The sequence below is a fragment of the Streptomyces sp. NBC_01498 genome (genome assembly GCF_036327775.1).
Lineage (GTDB): Bacteria > Actinomycetota > Actinomycetes > Streptomycetales > Streptomycetaceae > Streptomyces.
The window spans coordinates 340,726-358,735 of record NZ_CP109598.1; the positions used below are offsets into that span (position 1 = coordinate 340,726).

An 18,010-nucleotide genomic window follows, 5' to 3' on the forward strand; every position below is an offset into this window, starting at 1 on the left:
CGGGACCCCCCATGACCTCGGCCACCGCTCCCCCCACCCCCCGCACCGAAACCGCCGCTGAGAACAAATCAGTTGACGAACCGTCAGGTGTTTCTCCGCTACGGGTCCTGCTCGGCTACGCCCGCCCGCACCGCCTCGTCCTGTGCGCCACCCTGCTCCTCCTGCTGGCGGCGAGCGGGGCCGGTCTCGTCCAGCCGCTGGTGGCGCAGCACGTCCTGGACGGACTCGGGGACGGCTCCGGGGTGACGGGGCCGGTCCTGCTGCTGGCGGCCCTGGTCGTCCTGGGAGCGGTGCTGACCGGGCTCCAGTCCTGGTGGCAGCAGCGCACCTCGGAGCGGGTGGTGCGGCAGATCCGCCGGGACCTGGTGTTCCGGCTGATCCGGCTGCGGGTGCCGGAACTGGACCGGCGGGCCCCGGGCGATCTCATCTCCCGGGTCACCTCCGACAGCACGCTCGTGCAGAACGCCGCGACCGAGGGCCTGGTGATGATCGCCAACGGGGTGCTCAGCATCCTGGGCGCGGTGGTCCTGATGGGCCTGGTGCATCTGGGACTGCTCGGGGTGACCGTGGCGGTGCTGCTCGGGGTCACGCTGGTGATGGTGCTCATCCTGCCGCGCATCCGGGAGGCGGTCGCGCGCTCGCAGGAGTCGATCGGCGCGGTGGGCGCGGCACTCGACCGGGCGCTGGGCGCGGCCCGGACGGTGAAGGCCAACGGCGCCGAGGGCCGCGAGACGGCCGCCGCCGAGCGGGCCGTGGACGGCGCGTACCGGGCGGGGCTGGTCGGCGCCCGGTACGTGGCGATGGTGAAGGTGCTGTCCGGTGTCTCCATCCAGGCGGCGTTCCTCGCCGTGCTCGGGGTGGGCGGCGCGCTGGTGGCGTCGGGGAGTCTGACCGCGTCGGCGCTGATCGCCTTCCTGCTGTACGTGTTCTACCTGGCGAGCCCGATCGGCTCGCTGGTCGCGGGGCTCGGCATGCTCCAGCAGGGGCTGGGCGCCGTGGGACGCATCGAGCAGGTGGGGCGGATGCCCGTCGAGGAGGACGTGGACGGCGACGCGGCGACGCGCGCGGGCCGCTGGGACGGGACGGACGCGCCACCGGTCGAGTTCCGGGACGTGCACTTCTCGTACCCGGACCGCTCGCCCGCGCTGCGCGGGGTCTCGTTCACGGTGGGCGGCGGCACCCAGAGCGCGCTGGTGGGTCTGTCGGGTGCGGGAAAGACGACGATGTTCGCGCTGCTCCAGCGGTTCTACGAGCCGTCGGCGGGCCGGATCCTGATCGGCGGGGTGGACATCGCGACCCTGCCGCGCGCCGAGGTGCGGCGCCGGATCGCCTATGTCGAGCAGGAGTCGCCCGTCATGGCGGGGACGATCGAGGACAACCTCACGTACGCGGCCTCGGACGTGTCGGCCGGGGAGATCGCCGAGGTGCTGCGGCTGACCCGGCTCGACTCGCTGATCGAGCGGCTTCCGGACGGGCTGCGGACCGAGGTCGGCAGCCGCGGGGTGGCGCTCTCGGGCGGTGAGCGGCAGCGGCTCGCCATCGCGCGGGCCCTGCTGCGCGGGCCCGAGGTCCTGCTGATGGACGAGGCGACGGCGCAGCTCGACGCCAACAACGAGCGGGCACTGCGCGAGGCGGTCGAGCAGGTGGCGCGGCGCTGCACGGTCCTGCTGATCGCGCACCGGCTCTCCACGGTGACGGGCGCGGACCAGATCGTGGTGCTGGAGCACGGGCAGGTGCGGGGCTCGGGCACGCACGGGGAGCTGGTCGAGTCCGATGTGCTGTACCGCGAACTGGCCGCCTCCCAGATGCTGGTGGGCGACGAGGGCGACAGCGCGGGAGGCCCCGGGGTTCCGGCGGCCGGCGAGGGGCCGGTGCCGGTGAATCTGTGAGAAAGAAGTGAGGGCATTCCGCGTGTTCGCGAAATGCCCTCACCTTTTCTCAGTTTTTCCAGTGATTCTCGGTCAACGTGACGAAGATCAGCCGGTTATGCCGTTCAGGGCGGCCAGATATCCGTCCCGGTGTCCTTCCACATTCGGGTGGTAGGACTCGTTGATCTTGTCCCACTCCAGGCTCGTGACCCATTCCTGCGCGCCCGAGCAGAGGGCGTGCTGGTCGAATGAGGGGCGCGGGTCCAGGAAGGTGAAACCGGCCTCGGCCGCACGGCTCGCCATAATCTCGTTGAGCAGGTCGGCCGCCGAATTCATGGCCGCGCGCTCGGTGTCGCTGAGCCCGAGGATGCCGCAGTTGCCGCCGATCTTGTAGAGCCGCGGGTAACCGACGACGACGACCTGGGCCGACGGGGCGGCGGCCCGGACCGCGCCGTAGGTCTGGGCCAGCGCGGGCGACAGCAGGCCCTGGGCGGCCTGCTTCGCGAGGTCGACGCCGGCGAGGCAGTCCGCGTCGTTGATCGTCAGGATGCAGTTCGTCAGGACATCGACGAAACCGACGTCGTTGCCTCCGACCTGCACCGTCACCAGGGTGGTGTCGGCCGTCAGCTGCGGTATCTGGGTGCTGTTGACATCGGCCGTGGTCGCGCCGGAGCAGGACGCCTCGACAAAACCGACCGACGGGTGCGAGGCCGCCCAGAGCCGGGGGTAGGTCAGCGGACCGCGCCGGCACGGGTCGTCGGGGTTGTCGTAGGTACGGGTACCGGGGGCGACCGCGTAGGAGTCGCCGATGGCCACGTACTTACCGGCCGCCTTGGGCTCCGCGTTCGCTGTGGGGGCTGCGGTGGCGGCGACGACCATTGCCAGAAGGGCGGCGACCAGTGGTCTTTTTGAGCGCACGACTAGTTCTCCGATGAGTGGGGTCATGGACTCTATATAAATAGCATCAGTTGATGCCCCTGGGTATACCCGGTCATAAAATATCTGATGGCAATTCAGCGGGCCCCGGCCGGGCACGCAACCTTCATGCAACGTTGGGTGCGATTGACTGGAAGAAATCGAGAAGTCGATCGAGCGGGAACGGGACGGGACTGACGATGGGCGAGGAGACGATCGCGCGCGTGGAGGTGACGCCCGCGGCGGCCGAACTGATACGGCGGCTGCGGGCCGATCACGGGCCGCTGATGTTCCATCAGTCGGGCGGGTGCTGCGACGGCAGCGCGCCCATGTGCTACCCGGCCGGCGAGTTCCGTACGGGGAACTCGGACGTCCTGCTGGAGTCCCTGGCGGTCGAGGGCGTCGCGGAGCCGGTGCCGTTCTGGATGTCGGTGAGCCAGTACGAGGCGTGGCGGCACACCCGGCTGATCGTGGATGTCGTGGAGGGGCGCGGCAGTGGCTTCTCGCTGGAGGCCCCGGAGGGGGTGCGGTTCCTGATCCGCTCACGGCTGATCGCGTGAGGCGCGGGGACCGGGCCCCGGACGTTCGCCGTGTCCTACGGCTGGAGGCTGCTCACCACGTTCGCCGTGGAGTCGATGCCGTCCTGGATGGTCGGCGCCATGCTCGTGCCCGCGAGGAAGAAGCCGAGCAGGACGCAGATGATCGCGTGCCCGAGCTTGAGCCCGCTGTTGCGTACGAAGATCACGGTGAGCAGCAGCAGTAGCAGGACGACTGAGATCGAAATGGCCATCGCCAACCTCCTCCGCCGCGCCGGAATCGCGACGTTCGGCCGCCAGTCTGGCGGAGCGGAGGAGCTGCGCGGGCAACCGGCGTGTAGGCCGTACGGGTTGACTAGCGGTTCCGGGGCGACCGGTCGTGGGCCGTGAGGAAGCTCGCCAGGCCCGCGAGGTCGTCCGTGTTGAGGTGGTCGACCCCGGCGTCGAGCAGTTCGGTCCAGACCGCGTCGCGGGCGGGTCCGGGCAGGTCGGGGGTGGCCCAGAACCGGACCCGCATGCCCCGGCCGTGGGCGGTGCGGACGATACGGCGCAGTTCGGCGCGCTCGGCGGCGGGGAAAGGACCGACGCCCTGCCAGCCGAAGCTCGTGGTCCAGTTGCCGCTGATGAGGGGCACGAACGAGGCGCCCGCCGGGCCGGCCAGGTCGTCGAGCCGGCCGTCGTAGAAGGCGTACCGGACCTGCTGCGCCTCCATCGGGAGACGGGCGGCGCGGTCGCCGGAGATGACCGGGGTGACGGCGCCGTACCGTACCGTGCCGTGAGCGTAGGTGCTCAACAGCGCCCGGTAGGCGTTCAGTTGGCGGTGCAGCTCCAGATAGGCGGCGGCGCCGTCCGTCTTGATGTCGATGAGCAGCTGGACCGGCCGGTGGTATCCCCGGTACACGGCGCCGCCGTTGGCCCGGATCCGGTCGCGCAGCGGGTCGAGGTAGAGGGAGCGGAGCGTACGCGTGGGGTCGAGGGACTCGGGCTCGTGGGCGACCAGCAGATCGCCGTCGACCAGGAAGATGTCGGCCTCGACACTGGTGAAGCCGTGCGACAGCGCGTCGTGCAGGGGGCGCCCGTGCAGGTAGTCGTTGTGCGCGTGGGCACGGCGCAGCGGTTCGGGCCGGCGTCCGCGCTCCGTCGCGGCGGCGTACGAGGGGGTGGCGACAGCTCCGGCGAGAACGGCGGCGACGGTGGTCACCGCTCTGCGTCGGGTGGTGAGGGCCATGATGCCTCCGAGGTCTGGGTGGGGGCCGGACGACCAGCCGAGTATCCGCCGGGGGCGGCCTCATGTGGGGTGTTCCTACGAAGAGTTCGACCGCCCGACGGCTGCGATTCAGACGGCCCGCGGCGAAGTCCCAACGACGGCGGGGCGTCACGGTCGCCCTGCGCCCCGGCGCGAACGGGACAGGGCCGCCGACTGCCCGAAGTCCGGTGCCGTGGCCGGGACTTCGCCCCCGCACCGACGTGCCGGAGCTCGACCACCGACAACTGCGATACAGACGACAGCGGCGAAGTCCCGCCGCCAGGACGCCACGCTCACCTCCCGGCCCCGGCGCGAACGGGTCAGGGCCGCCGACTGCCCGAAGTCCACTGCCGTGGCCGGGACTTCGCCCCGGACCGGTACGGCCGTGGTCGAGGGTTCGGGGATCCCCCGCCGGCGCGGGCGGCAGGCGGGGCCACCGGGCCCGTGCGGACGGACGGCGGCCGGATGGCGCGTCGGGGCGGTGGACAGCTGCGCCGACTTCCCGGTACGGCGGGCGACTTCACCGCGCCGCACGCCCGCCCCGGCCGCCCAGCGATCAAGTCGCGTACGCCCGCCCCCGGACCGGCACGCCGATCGCGGTGCGCGCCGGGCCCTGAGGGGCGGATCGTCGCGAGCCCGGAACGCCGGGCACGGCACCTCGCGCCGGTTGTCGGCGTCGCCACGTACGGCCGGGTCGGCCTCAACCCCGATTCCCCGCCCTGAGGGCGGACCGCGCCACCTCCGCCGCGCGCCTACTCCTGCGGGGTCCGGGGCGCGGGCAGGTCCGTCAGCGTCGCGAGGGTGGTGCGGTGTGCTCCGGTCGAACCCAGTGCGATCTCCGCTGACTTGGCGCGCTTGAGGTACAGGTGCGCGGGGTGTTCCCAGGTCATGCCGATGCCGCCGTGGAGCTGGACGCACTCCTCGGCCGCGTGGACGGCGACCCGGCCGCAGTACGCCTGGGCGACCGCCACCGCGAGCCGTACGTCGGGGCTGCCCGTGGCCAGGGCATCGGCAGCGTTGCGGGCGGCGGCGCGGGCCGAGGCGACTTCCAGCCACAGCTGCGCCATCCGGTGCTTGAGCGCCTGGAAGGAGCCGAGGGGCCGGTTGAACTGGTGCCGTTCGCGGGTGTGCCGGACTGTCTCCGCCAAGCACCATTCGGCGAGGCCGAGTTGCTCGGAGGCGAGCAGTCCCGCGCCCGCGAGCAGTCCGCCGCGTACGGCGGCCACGGCCCTGTCCGGCCCGGCGACACGTGTCCCGGCGGCGAACGCGGCGGGGTCCACGGTGACGGCGGAGAGCGGGCGGGTGAGGTCGAGCGGCGTCTGTGCCCGGAGGGTGACGCCGGGGGCGTCGGCCGCGATCGCGTAGAGCCCGTCGTCGCCGAGGACGAGCAGGACGTCGGCGGTCGCGGCGTCGGCCACGGCCCTGATCACGCCGCCGGGCGCGGTGCCGGGGAGCGGGGCGTCCGGTCCGGTGGCCAGGGGGACGGCCAGCACGGCGACCGTACGGCCCTCGGCCAGGTCGCCGAGCAGTGCGGTCGCGGCCGTCCCGTCACCGCCGCCTCCGCCGTCGTCCGGGTCGCAGGCGAGCAGGGTCTGCGTCGCGATCACGGAACTGGTCAGATACGGCGCGGGCGTGACCGCCCGGCCCAGTTCCTCCAGGACCACCGCCGCCTCCCGGTGACTCGCGCCCTGGCCGCCGAGCGCCTCCGGTACGAGCAGTCCGGCCGCGCCGATCCCGCCCGCGAGGGAGGTCCAGAGCGCGGAGTCGTACGGGGAGCCGGACTCGGCGCGGGCCAGGGACGCGGTGGCGTCGCCCCGGTCGGTGAGCAGGGACCGTACGGCGGCGCGCAGGTCGTCCTCGGCCTCCGAGTACAGCAGGTCCGGCGCCCCGTCGGCCGGGAACGTCTCCGGCCGCGTCTCGTGCGTCTCGTCCAGGGTGCTCATCGGGTGAGGTCCTTCCACGCCACGTCCTTGTCGTCGCGCGGCTCGGCGGGCAGGCCGAGGACGCGTTCGGCGACGATGTTGAGCAGTACCTCGCTCGTTCCGCCCTCGATGGAGTTGCCCTTCGCGCGCAGATAGCGGTAGCCGGCCTCGCGGCCGGTGAAGTCGACCAGTTCCGGGCGGCGCATCGTCCAGTCGTCGTACAACAGGCCCTCGTCGGCGAGCAGTTCGACCTCAAGCCCGCTGATCTCCTGGTTGAGGCGGGCGAAGGAGAGTTTGAGGCCCGAGCCCTCGGGCCCCGGCCGGCCCATCGCGAGCTGCTGGCGCAGCCGTTCGCCGGTCAGCCGCGCCACCTCGGCATCCACCCACAGGGCGAGAAGCCGCTGGTGGAGTTGGTGGGTGCGCAGGTCGGGGCGGTCCCGCCAGGTGCGGGCGACCGTGCCGATCATGCCGCCCTCGCGCGGGAGCCGGGCGCCGCCGATCGAGACGCGTTCGTTCATCAGGGTGGTCCGGGCGACCTTCCAGCCGTCGCCGACCGGGCCGAGCCGGTGGGCGTCGGGGATACGGACATCCGTGAGGAAGACCTCGTTGAACTCGGCCTCGCCGGTTATCTGCCGCAGCGGCCGGACATCGACGCCGGGGTCGGTCATGTCACAGATGAAGTAGCTGATGCCCCGGTGCTTGGGCAGGGCGGGGTCGGTACGGGCGACGAGAATGGCCCAGCGCGCCAGATGGGCGCTGGAGGTCCACACCTTCTGTCCGTTGACGATCCAGTCGCCGTCCTCCTCCCGTACGGCGCGGGTACCGAGGGCCGCCAGGTCCGACCCGGCTCCGGGCTCGCTGAAAAGCTGGCACCACACCTCCTCACCGGTCCACAGGGGCCGCAGGAAGCGGCGCTTCTGCTCGTCGGTGCCGAACCCGAGGATGGTCGGCGCGGCCATGCCGAGACCGATGCCGATCCGGCGCGGGTCGTTGTCGGGCGCTCCGGCGGCGGCCAGTTCGGCGTCGACCGCCCCCTGGAGGGTGCGCGGCGCGCCGAGTCCGCCGAGACCGACGGGGAAGTGCACCCAGGCGAGCCCGGCGTCGAAACGGGCGGTCAGGAAGTCGGCGACCGGAGTGTCGGCCGGGGGATGCCCGGCGAGCAACTCCCTGGTGAGTCGGCGCAGTTCGGCCGCGTCCGGGGTGGTCACCGGGTGCCCTTCCCGGCTGCGGGGAGGACGACCAGCCGGCCGGTGGTGGTGCCGTCGGCCACCCGCTGCACCGCGTTGGCGGCGTCCGCCATCGGCACCCGCTCGCTGACGAGCGGCCGGACGACGCCCTTGGCGGCGAGTTCCGTCAGCTCCTGGTGGCAGCGGAGGATCGAGGCGGGGTCCTTGCGCTGGTACAGCCCCCAGTGCAGCCCGACGATCGAATAGTTCTTCACCAGCGCGTGGTTGAGCGCGGGGGCCGGGACGGCGCCGCTCGCGAAGCCGACGACGAGGATGCGGCCCTCGAAGGCGACGCACTTGGCGGACGCGGTGTACGCGTCGCCGCCGACGGGGTCGTACACGACGTCCGCGCCGCGCCCGCCGGTCAGGTCCTTCACCGCCGTGACGATGTCGTCGGCGCGCCGGTCTATCACCTCGTCGCAGCCCAACTCCCTTGCCACGCGCACCTTGTCGGGCCCTCCAGCCACACCGATGACGGTCGCGCCCGCCGCCTTGCCGAGCTGGACGGCCGCGCTGCCGACGCCTCCGGCGGCGGCATGCACGAGCAGCGTCTCGCCCGCCCGGAGGTGGGCCCTGCGGTGCAGTCCGAACCAGCCCGTCTGGTAGCCGATGTGCAGCGCCGCCGCCTCGGCGTCGTCGAGGGCGTCGGGCGCGGGGAGCACGGTGGCCTCGTCGGCGACGACGTGCTCGGCGAGGCCGCCGTGGGGCAGGGCGGGGGTCGCGATGACCCGGCGCCCGTCCTCGGTCTCGGCGCAGACCTCGACGCCGGGGGTGAAGGGCAGCGGCGGGCGGACCTGGTACTGGCCCCGGCAGAGCAGCGCGTCGGGGAAGTTGATGCCGGCCGCGAGGACCTTCAGCAGGAGCCGGCCGTCTCCCGGTACGGGCCGGTCCACCTCGTCGAGCCGCATCACCTCGCTCGGCTCGCCGTTGCGGTGCACTCGCCATGCCTGCATTCGGGGCCTCCACAGCTGAGGGTCGGTACGCACGCGGTTTCGGGAACCTCTGCGCATACTAAGCGGTCGCTTGCCCTCGGGGAACAGCCGCGCGTCAGCCGGTCCCGGCCGGCCCGCTCCCCCGCCCGCCCTCACCGCCGGGCGGCTCGGCGTCACGCCCGACCTCACCGTTGCGCCCGACCTCACCGTCACGCCTGTCGGCGCCGTGACGCGCGACCGCGACCACCGCCATGTCGTCGTCGCGCTCGCCCGACGTCCAGTGTCCGACCGAGGCGAAGAGGGCGTCGATCAGCCGCTCCGGGTCCCCGTCCGTGGCCGGCCGCAGATCACGGCAGGGGTCGTAGAAGACTCCGCGGGCGTTCCGCGCCTCCGTCACGCCGTCCGTGAGGCAGAGCAGCGTGGTCCCGAGGGGGAAGTCGTACGTGTGGGGCCCGCCCGCGCCGGGGGCGAGGGCGCGCATCCCGAGCGGCAGGGTCGCCTCGCCCGTGTCGAGCCGGATCAGTGCGCCGTCGTGCAGGAGGTACGGGGCGGGATGCCCGCAGTTCACCAGGCGCAGTGTGGTGCCGGGCCGGTCGATCTCGACCAGGAGCGCGGTCGCGAAGGCCTCGGCGGCGTCGACGTCGAAGGGGTCGGCGTACTCCTGGACGGACCGGGCGACGGCGTGGTCCAGCCGTGCCGCGAGTCCGGTCAGATCCGTCTCGGACTCGGCCCGTTCGCGGAACGCGCCGATGATGACGGAGACGGCGGAGACCGCGCCGAGGCCCTTGCCCCGGACGTCGGCGATGAGCAGCCGCAGACCGAAAGGGGTCTCCTCCACGGCGTAGAGATCACCCCCGATCCGGGCCTCGGCGTACGCCGCCTCGTAGCGGCACGCCACGGTCATGGGGCCGACGATGGTGGGCAGCGGGGGCAGGATGGCGCGTTGGAGTTCCTCGGCGGTGGATCTGACCAGGGAGAATCTGGCGCTCTGGCTGTCGAGCATGCGCCGCAGGGCGAGCGCGAGGGCGGAGGCGATCAGCACTTCGACGATCTGCACGATCTCGGCCGGGTAGCCGTGGTGCCCCTCCAGCGCGGAGACACCGGAGATGGCGATGCCGACGGCCACGACCAGCAGTGTGTAGCGGAAGGAGCTGGTGATGGCCGCCGCCATCGCGGCGACGGCGATCAGCGCGGCGCCGCTGACGATCGTCGGGGTGAGCAGTTCGAGGGCGACGGACGCGGCGAGGAGCACCGGGGCCAGCCAGAGGTACTCCTGGATGCGGGAATGACCCTGGTTCATGCCGCCGGTCCTTCGCTGCCGAGCCCGTCTCTCCGTTCCGCCACCCCCTCGTGAGAGCTACCGGTTCATCGCCGTACAAAACCACCCGAAACACTCAGAAGGGTAACTCCGTTGCCGGGTGCCCGGCGGTCAGATCTCTCCCCGGGCGAGTCCGAGCAGCCGGTCGAGGACCCGGGGACCGGAGGCCCGCACGCCGTCGTGCTCGTACTCGTCGGTGACCCAGGTGCGCAGTCCCCGGATGGCGCGGGCCGTCTCCAGCGAGTGCGCGGTGTCGACGTACATGTCGTCGTGGTAGACGGCGGCGGCGACCGGCACCTCGTTCGCGGCCAGCCGCGCGGGGTCGTACAGCGCGGGCCAGTCCGTGCGCGCGGCCAGCAGGTCGGCGGTCTCGCGCAGCGGACGCAGGGCCGGGTCCGAGGTGAAGTGCCAGGGGTGGATCGTCTCGCCGGTGAACAGCGGCGGCGTGCCGCCGTCCGGGCTCCGCTCCGGGTCGAACTGCGGGAACTCCGCGCGCACCCGCTCGGCCGCCCAGGCGGTGGGCCGGTCGTCCTGGGCGTAGGCCGCCTCGTGCACCAGGGCGTAGAGGGGATGCCCGGCGAACGAGAGCTGCGCGGCCACGGCCTCCTGGAAGGCGTCGGACAGCTCGGCGCCGCCGGGAGTGCGCACGAAGGCGTTCTCCAGCAGGTGGTGGAGCTGGTGGCTGCCCTCGCTGCCGCCGAGGAGGATGCCGAGCGACTGGAACGCCTCGGGGGTGAGCCGGTAGCCGTTCGGCAGCTCGGGCCGGTGCTCGGCGAGGTGCCGGACGATACGGCGGGCCCGGTCGGCGTCCCCCGGGTAGCGGGCGTAGTGCGCGGCGACCTTGCGCTCGATCCGGGGGTAGGCGGCGCGGTAGACGTCGTCGGCGGTGGCGTGGAGCGAGGGCAGCCCGCCGGTGATCAGTACGGTGGCCAGGCCCTCCGGCGCGGCGGAGAGATACCGGACGGCGCAGAAGCCGCCGAAGCTCTGGCCGAGGACGGTCCAGGGGGCGCCGCCGGTCAGCTGGTGGCGGATCGTCTCGCAGTCGCGCACGATGCTGTCGGACCGGAAGAGGGCGAGATGGTCGGCCTGTTCCCGGGGAGCGCCGACCAGGGGAAGGGTCTGGCGGTTGAGGGGGGTGGAGAGCCCGGTGCCGCGCTGGTCGAGCAGGAGCACCCGGAACTCCCGGAGGGCCCGGTCGAGCCATGCCTGGCGACCGGTGAACCGGCGGGCCCCGAAGCCCGGGCCGCCCTCCAGATAGACCAGCCACGGCAGGTCCTCGCCGGCCTTCGACGGGTCGACCACCTCGCGGCCGTACAGCTCGATCCGCTCCCCCGACGGGTTCGCGTGGTCGAGCGGGACCGAGAAGCGGTGATCGGTGAGGATGACGCCGGGCTGGCGGTAGCTGGTCAACGGTGGCTCCTGGTCGGTGCGGGTGCGGCGCGGGCTGTCGGTCGGTGCGGGTGCGGCCGTGCCGTGGTCCGCCCGACGGCGTCCGGCGACGGACCGTGGCCGTTCGGCGGCGGTCCGTGTGCGCGGCGGGGGCCCCGCTCCTAGCGTGGGCCCATGATCCGGTTCGAGCAGGTCAGCAAGGTCTACCCAGACGGTACGACGGCCGTCGACGGGCTGTCCTTCGAGGTCCGGGAAGGGGAGCTGGTGACCCTGGTCGGCCCGTCCGGCTGCGGCAAGACGACCACGATGATGATGGTGAACCGGCTGCTCGAACCGACGTCGGGGCGGATTCTGGTCGGCGGCCGGGACGTCTCGGAGACCGACCCGGTCCGGCTGCGCCGCCGGATCGGCTACGTGATCCAGCAGGTGGGGCTCTTTCCGCACCGTACGGTCCTCGACAACACGGCGACCGTCCCGGCGCTGCTCGGCTGGAAGCGGGCGAGGGCGCGCGAGCGGGCCGCGGAGCTGCTGGATCTGGTGGGCCTCGATCCGGCGGTGTACGGGCCCCGCCGCCCCGCGCAGTTGTCGGGCGGGCAGCGTCAACGGGTGGGCGTGGCGCGGGCGTTGGCAGCCGATCCGCCGGTCCTGCTGATGGACGAGCCGTTCGGCGCGGTCGACCCGGTGACCCGGGAGAAACTCCAGAACGAGTTCCTGAAGCTCCAGGCCACCGTGCGCAAGACGGTGCTGCTGGTGACGCACGACATCGAGGAGGCGGTGCGGATGGGCGACCGTATCGCGGTGTACGGGCCGGGGAGGATCGAGCAGTTCGACCGGCCGGGGGCGGTGCTCGGGGCGCCGGCCACGCCGTACGTCGCGGAGTTCGTGGGCGCGGACCGGGGGCTGAGGCGGCTGTCGGTGACCACGATCGAGCCGGCCGATCTGGAGCAGCCGCCGGTGGTCCGGCTGGACGAGCCGGCCCCGGGGGCGGCTCGGCGGCTGCGGGAGGAGGGGGCGCGCTGGGCGGTGGTGCTGAACGACCGGGACGAGCCGCACGGTTGGGTGTCCGTCTCGGCGCTGGAGGGCGCGGGCGCGCAGCGGGCGGTGGGTTCGCTGGCGCGCCGGATGGAGGCGTGGGTGCCGTTGGGGGCGCCGCTGAAGCGGGCGTTCGGCGAGTTGCTCCAGCACGACGCGGGGTGGGTGGCGGTACTGGACGGGGCGCGGTTCGCGGGGGTGCTGACCCCGGCGAAGCTGCACGAGGCGCTGCGGCGGTCGGTGGGCGCGGACGCGCGCGGGGTCGCCCGCGGCGAGGTCCTGTTCGACTCGGTGGCGGACGCGTAGCGGAGCGGGAGTCGGGGGGTGCCGCAGGACGGGCCGGGAGTCGGGGGTGCCGCAGGACGGGCCGGGCCGGGGCCCGTCCGGCGGCGGTGGGTCAGCCGCGTGCCACCGCGATCGAGCCCTGGAGCCGTTCGCCCGCCTCGTAGATCATGTACGGCACGCCCCGGTCGGTCCCGAAGCTCGGGGCCGCGCTGCGTCCGTTGTCGGGCGCGGTGGTGGCGGAGTCGTAGAAGAGTCCGAGATGGTTGCGGCGGCCGAAGTCGTTGCCGACCTCGGTGATCAGCAGATTGCCGCCGTTCTCCTTGCTGTTGTTGTAGACGACGTACGTGCTGCCGTCCCGGCTCAGCAGGTGGGGGCCGCCGATGTTGTTGGCGCCGACGTCGGAGTGGCGCACGAGCGGTGTCTGGTCGAAGGTCCAGTTGCGGCCGTCGGCCGACCAGCCCCAGGCGATGTCCCGGTGGTTGGACTGGTTGTTGAGCATGAACAGCATCACCCAGTGGGCGCCGCGCGAGGGCAGTTCGTGCGGGAAGACGCGGGCGTAGGAGGTCTCGCTGCTGCCGGCGGGCATCATCGCGGTGGTGAGCACCACCTTGTCGTACGTGAAGGTGATGCCGTCCTTGGAACGGGCGAGGCGGGTGGTGCCGTTCTCGCCGTGGAAGTAGAGCCACAGCTCCTTGACGTCCTCGCGCCAGACGACGTGCGGGGAGGCGACGTGGCTGACGCGGTAGTGCGGCTGCCAGTTGTTGGAGACGATCGGGTTGGCGGTGTATTCGGTGAAAGGGCCCTCCAGCGAGTCGCCGTAGGCCAGGCAGATGCCGCCCGGCGCGTCGTGCGGCCCGTAGTAGAGGTAGTAGCGGCCCAGCGGGTTGGCCAGCTTGTCGTAGACGCCCCTGACGCACGGGAAGATGATCTCGCCGGTGGGGTTGTACTTCAGCTGAGAGGGCGTCAGAAGCGTCTTGAGGTAGCGGTAGTCGGGGAATCCGCCGGGCGCGGCCGCCGGAGCGGCGGCGGGGGTGACGGCGGGGGCCGCGACCGCGCCGCCTGCCGCCGCACCGGTGGCGATCACACCGGAGGCCGCCGCGGCGGTCGCCGCCGCCGCGCGCAGGAAGATCCGCCGGCCGGGGTCGCGCGGTTCACCGGAGGACCGCGGGTGTGCGTCGCTGTCGTGCTGTGTCATGTCGTGCTCCGTCCCGGAGGGTTGAGGGATCACAGAGGAAGCCGGAGAGGGTTCAGAGGTAGGTGGCGGCGGTGACGCAGAAGCCGCCGAGGGCGACGGCCCAGACGTACGGCAGGGTCCGCGCCATCACCTGCTGCGGGGTGACCCCCGCGTACTGGGCGCTCCACACGGTCTGGGTGCTGGTCGGGTCCGACACACCGAAGACCTGGTTGTACGAGGTGGCCAGGCCCAGCACCGCGGCGGCCGGGTAGATCCCGGCGGCGATGAGGACACCGGCGATGCCCGCGCCGAGGCCGTAGACGTTCAGCGGCCCCCGATAGAGGCAGAGCGGCACGAGCGCGGTGAAGACCACGACGAACAGCACCGGGTTCTGCGGGCTGACCGCCTTGACCAGTGGTTCCAGCGCCTCGACCGCGCCGGGCAGTTTGACCGCCGCGAGGAGGATGCCGATCGCGACGAACAGCACGATGGGTGCCGCCGCGACCTCGAAGCCGCCGTACAGGGTGCGCAGCAGCCGTTTGTTCATCCCGCCGGGCCGGGTGGTGGTGACCAGCGCGTACAGCACACCGGCGAGCATCGACGGCAGGATCGCGACGTCCAGGCCGAGGGCGAGGATCAGCGGGACGAGCGGGGTGAGCAGCGCGTACCAGGGGGCGTCGCCGAGCCGCTCGCGGCGTGACGTGGGCTTCGCCGAGGCGGACTTGAGAGACCACGTGTGTTCGACGCCGCGCCGGCGGGTCTCGACCAGGACGAACAGGACGGCGGCGGCCAGCGCGAACGGGAACAGCTTCATCATGAAGCCGCGCACGGTGTCGACGGGCAGCTCCAGGGCGGTGGAGAAGAACTGCCAGATGGGCAGTTCGAAGGGCATGCCGGCGGCGATGCCCATCAGGATCGTTCCCGCCGCGGTGACCTTGGGTATCCCGACCGCGATCATCGCGGGTATGCCGACGATTCCGGCGAGCATGGCCGCGGGTGCCGAGCCGGTGACCGTGCCGACGAGCGTCGAGACGGCGAGGACACCGAGGGCGACCACGACCGGGCGGTCGCCGCCGAATTCGACGATCTTGCGGACGAGGGTGCCCGCGATGCCGGTCTCGTCGAGGAGTTTGCCGAGCCAGGAGCCCAGCAGGATGGCGATCATCGTGACGGCGAGGGTCGGCGCGCCCTCCTGGAGGACCGTGTCCAGGACGCTGTTCTCGCCGGTCGCCGGGGCGCCCGCGAGGAGGGCGATGACGACGGCCAGCAGGACGAGCGCGAAGGCGGTGGGGAGTTTGCGGGTGAGCATCGCGGCGACACCGGCCGCCATGACAAGAAGGATGACGACGCCCATGGCGTTACTTCTTTCTTCCGTGCGGGGAGGCGTGCGGCGACCCGTGCCGGGTTCCGTACGGCGGTTCGGCCGCCTCGGCGGCGGCGGCCAGGGCGGCCGTCAGCAGGAGCGGGCTGCGGCCCAGACCGCAGACGGCGCGGGCGTGGGCGTGGGCGGCGATCTCGTCGGCGCCCGCGACATGGCCGTACAGGCGGTGGCGTCCCGCGCGCAGCACGACATGGCCGAGCGACCGTCTCAGGGCCGCCTTCGCCGGTCCGTGGTGGAGTTGTTCGTGCACCGTCTCGTGGGCGATCGCCGCCGCCCGCAGGGACCCGGCCGGGTACCAGTGGCGCCAGCCGAGCCGGCCGGCCAGTTCGTCGGCGAGGGCCAGGGTGTCGGTGAACAGTTCCACCGTCGGCACCGGCCGGGAGGTGTAGCGGGCGAGCAGCCCCCTGGCGAGTCCGCCGTCGCTCTCCACGATCCGGGCCGTGGTGGCGACGGGGTCGAGCGCGGCGCCGAACTCGGTGGCGGTACGCGCCCATCGGCGCAGCAGGTCCGGGTCGCGGCCCTCGTGCGTGGGGGTGTTCGCGAGCAGCCGGGCGCCGAACGCGATGTCGTCGGTGGCTTCCAGTGCCTCGATCGCCGCGCGGGTGGCGCGGTCGAGCAGGACGGCCGTCATGAGCGCACCTCCAGCACGGCGACGACGGGTTCGTCGGCGGCGCGGGCGCGCAGTTCGCTGCGGGCGAGCGCCAGCAGGGGCCCGGGGTCGAGTACGCCGGAGAGGTCGGCGATCCGGGAGCCGAGGAGGAGCCGCAGGGCGGGGGCGCGGACACCGCCGTCGCCGTAGGAGGTGGCCTCCCGCACCAGTCCGGCGAGGACCTCGGGGGCGCGGCCGACGGTGGTGGACTCGACCCGGGCGTCCGGCGCGTGGAGCCGTACGACGCCGTCGGCGTCCACCACCCGCACCGGGTGCCGGTCGGGGCGGAACCGGCGGCGGACGTCGGTGCCGTACACGGTGTGCGCGGGGGTGCCGGCGAGGACGCGGACCGACGCCGGGTCGGTCTTGAGGCTGTCGGCGGCGGCGCGGAGCCGTTCGGTGTCGTCGGCCCGGTGGGCGCGGTCCTGGGTGCGCAGTTCGGTGGCGCCGGTCGCGACGGCCCGCACGGTGCTGGTCTGCGGGTCGACGGTGACCTCCACCTCGACGCCGTCGGCGGCGGCGCCCTGGGCGACGACGGCCGCCTCGGCCTCGGCCCGTACGGCGAGGATCTGTTCCTGTCCGGCGCCGGGGACGATGCGTTCGACCTGTTCGCGGATGAGGGCGAGGGCGACACCGATGGGGCTGATGACCTCGTTGTGCCGGGCTATGCGGCCCTCCTGGCCGGTGACCGCCGCGAGGTGCGGGGTGACGGCCGCGGCGCCTCCGCCGCCGCCGACGAGCACGGCGGTGTCCTTGTCCAGCCGGTAGTCACGGATCATCGCGTCGACGACGCTCCTGACCTGGTCGACCCCGGCGTCCAGGACCCGGGCCGCCGCCGTGGCGACGTCCGTGCCGAGCGCGGCGGCCAGGGGCGCGAGCGCGGCCTTCGCCACGGCCGGGTCGCAGTGCGCGAAGTCCCCTTCCGGGACCCGGCCCAGGGCGTTGGCCGCGCAGGTCATGGTGAGCGCGAATCGTCCGCCGGCGGCGTCGAGCACCGCGTAGTCGGCCGGGTCGTCGTCCATCGGCCGGACGGTGGTGACCGTGGCGTCCCGCAGGTCGTCCAGGGTCGCGAAGCAGGCGTACGGCAGGCCCGCCATGTGCGCGCTGCGCGGCCCGGCGCCGGTGACCCTGCCGCCGCCGATACGGACCATGGAGCCGCCGCCGACCCCGACGGTCCGGACGTCGAGCGCGGAGAGGTACGACGTCTTCCCGAGGATCGTGGCGTGCCGGACGGCGACCTTGCCGCGCCGGACGACGCTGATGTCGGTGGACGTGCCGCCGGTCTCCAGGAACAGGCCCTCGCTGACGCGTTCCTGCATCAGCGCGCCCGCGACTCCGGCGGCGGGACCGGACAGGACGGTCAGCAGTGGTCTGCGGCGCATCTCGTCCAGCGACATCACTCCCCCGTCGCAGCGCATCACCATCAGCGGGGCGGTGACGCCCGCCTTGGTGATGGAGGCGTCGACGAGGTCGGCGGTGGCGAGCATGCGCGGCAGGATCGCGGCGTTGACGACGGCGGTGCGGGTCCGCTTGTGGAGCCCGTACAGCGAGGTGATCTCGTGCGCGGCGGTCGTCGGCAGTCCGCGCTCCCGGGCCGCCGCGACGACCCGGTCCTCGCCTTCGGGGCGGTCGACGCTGAACGGCTGGCTGGCCACGACGACCTGGGCGCCGTCGCGGACGACCGCGTCGACGGCGGCGCGGACGGCGGGCGCGTCGTCGGGGTCGTCGACATGGGCGTAGGCGAGCGGCAGCCGCTTGCCGGGGGTGAGTTCGAGCTTCCGGAACGCGGCGAGGCGGCGGGTGAACGCGGCGCCCGGTCCGTCGCCGACGCCGATCAGTCCGACCGTGGCGACGTCGCCCTCCAGCAGGGCGTTGGTAGCCTGGGTGGTGCCGTGGGCGAGAAAGGCCACGTCCTCGGGGGCGTGTCCGGTCTGTTCGAGCAGACGGTCGAGAGCTTCGACGATGCCGTGGGCGACGCCGTCCTCGTGACGGTGGCTGGTGGGGACCTTCACCTGTCCCAGCAGTCGCAGGGTCGTGGCGTCGACGGCCACGGCGTCGGTGAAGGTTCCGCCCACGTCGATGCCGACGCGGATGCGGTGGGTGTTCATGGCTTGGGCACCTCCTTGTGCGGGTGGGT

15 protein-coding genes are annotated in these 18,010 nt (G+C 73.0%); 3 read left to right on the forward strand and 12 right to left on the reverse strand.

The annotated features are described in order from the left end of the window. Positions 1 to 11 precede the first annotated feature (11 nt). Positions 12 to 1,889, forward strand: a complete 1,878-nt coding sequence (locus tag OG875_RS01160) for an ABC transporter ATP-binding protein (protein ID WP_330172314.1) — start codon at positions 12 to 14, stop codon at positions 1,887 to 1,889. Between the two features lie 87 nt (positions 1,890 to 1,976). On the opposite strand, the gene OG875_RS01165 is transcribed toward OG875_RS01160, so the two are convergent. Beyond that, on the reverse strand, positions 1,977 to 2,813 hold the full coding sequence (locus tag OG875_RS01165; RefSeq protein WP_330172315.1) for an SGNH/GDSL hydrolase family protein: 837 nt from the start codon (positions 2,811 to 2,813) through the stop codon (positions 1,977 to 1,979). 170 nt (positions 2,814 to 2,983) lie between these two features. On the opposite strand from OG875_RS01165, the gene OG875_RS01170 reads away from it, so the two are divergent. Then, the gene (locus OG875_RS01170) at positions 2,984 to 3,343 is read left to right on the forward strand and encodes a DUF779 domain-containing protein (protein WP_330172316.1); all 360 of its coding nucleotides are present in this window, start codon (positions 2,984 to 2,986) and stop codon (positions 3,341 to 3,343) included. Between the two features lie 35 nt (positions 3,344 to 3,378). On the opposite strand, the gene OG875_RS01175 is transcribed toward OG875_RS01170, so the two are convergent. The 7 genes from OG875_RS01175 to OG875_RS01205 all read right to left on the reverse strand — a co-directional run bounded on the left by OG875_RS01175 (position 3,379) and on the right by OG875_RS01205 (position 11,373). After that, the gene (locus OG875_RS01175; RefSeq protein ID WP_330172317.1) at positions 3,379 to 3,573 is read right to left on the reverse strand and encodes a hypothetical protein; all 195 of its coding nucleotides are present in this window, start codon (positions 3,571 to 3,573) and stop codon (positions 3,379 to 3,381) included. Between the two features lie 101 nt (positions 3,574 to 3,674). Then, the gene (locus OG875_RS01180) at positions 3,675 to 4,547 is read right to left on the reverse strand and encodes a phosphatidylinositol-specific phospholipase C/glycerophosphodiester phosphodiesterase family protein (protein ID WP_330172318.1); all 873 of its coding nucleotides are present in this window, start codon (positions 4,545 to 4,547) and stop codon (positions 3,675 to 3,677) included. Between the two features lie 770 nt (positions 4,548 to 5,317). Beyond that, positions 5,318 to 6,508, reverse strand: a complete 1,191-nt coding sequence (locus tag OG875_RS01185; protein WP_330172319.1) for an acyl-CoA dehydrogenase family protein — start codon at positions 6,506 to 6,508, stop codon at positions 5,318 to 5,320. Then, positions 6,505 to 7,695: an acyl-CoA dehydrogenase family protein gene (locus OG875_RS01190; protein WP_330172320.1), complete on the reverse strand. Its 1,191-nt coding sequence runs from the start codon at positions 7,693 to 7,695 to the stop codon at positions 6,505 to 6,507. The genes OG875_RS01185 and OG875_RS01190 overlap by 4 nt, the downstream gene beginning before the upstream one ends. Then, a complete protein-coding gene (locus OG875_RS01195; protein WP_330172321.1) occupies positions 7,692 to 8,666 on the reverse strand; it encodes an NADPH:quinone oxidoreductase family protein in 975 nt (324 codons plus the stop codon). Before OG875_RS01195 ends, OG875_RS01190 begins: the two co-directional genes overlap by 4 nt. Positions 8,667 to 8,760: 94 nt before the next feature. Then, positions 8,761 to 9,945 carry a PP2C family protein-serine/threonine phosphatase gene (locus OG875_RS01200; RefSeq protein ID WP_330172322.1) on the reverse strand — a complete coding sequence of 395 codons (1,185 nt, stop codon included), beginning with the start codon at positions 9,943 to 9,945 and terminating at the stop codon, positions 8,761 to 8,763. Between the two features lie 129 nt (positions 9,946 to 10,074). Next, positions 10,075 to 11,373, reverse strand: coding sequence for an alpha/beta fold hydrolase (locus OG875_RS01205; RefSeq protein ID WP_330172323.1), 1,299 nt, complete (start codon positions 11,371 to 11,373; stop codon positions 10,075 to 10,077). Positions 11,374 to 11,526: 153 nt separating this feature from the next. Here OG875_RS01205 and OG875_RS01210 point away from each other — a divergent pair, with 153 nt between their 5' ends. Continuing rightward, positions 11,527 to 12,690, forward strand: a complete 1,164-nt coding sequence (locus tag OG875_RS01210; RefSeq protein ID WP_330172324.1) for an ABC transporter ATP-binding protein — start codon at positions 11,527 to 11,529, stop codon at positions 12,688 to 12,690. 91 nt (positions 12,691 to 12,781) lie between these two features. Here OG875_RS01210 and OG875_RS01215 read toward each other — a convergent pair whose 3' ends face one another. From OG875_RS01215 to OG875_RS01230, 4 genes are read right to left on the reverse strand one after another with little or no spacing between them, the layout of a single operon-like run. After that, complete coding sequence (locus tag OG875_RS01215) at positions 12,782 to 13,864, reverse strand: hypothetical protein (protein WP_330172325.1); 1,083 nt, start codon at positions 13,862 to 13,864, stop codon at positions 12,782 to 12,784. 52 nt (positions 13,865 to 13,916) lie between these two features. Then, positions 13,917 to 15,197 carry a transporter gene (locus OG875_RS01220; protein WP_330172326.1) on the reverse strand — a complete coding sequence of 427 codons (1,281 nt, stop codon included), beginning with the start codon at positions 15,195 to 15,197 and terminating at the stop codon, positions 13,917 to 13,919. Positions 15,198 to 15,201: 4 nt separating this feature from the next. Continuing rightward, positions 15,202 to 15,855, reverse strand: a complete 654-nt coding sequence (locus tag OG875_RS01225; RefSeq protein WP_330172327.1) for a hypothetical protein — start codon at positions 15,853 to 15,855, stop codon at positions 15,202 to 15,204. After that, positions 15,852 to 17,981: a hydantoinase/oxoprolinase family protein gene (locus OG875_RS01230; protein WP_330172328.1), complete on the reverse strand. Its 2,130-nt coding sequence runs from the start codon at positions 17,979 to 17,981 to the stop codon at positions 15,852 to 15,854. The genes OG875_RS01225 and OG875_RS01230 overlap by 4 nt, the downstream gene beginning before the upstream one ends. Positions 17,982 to 18,010: the final 29 nt, after the last annotated feature.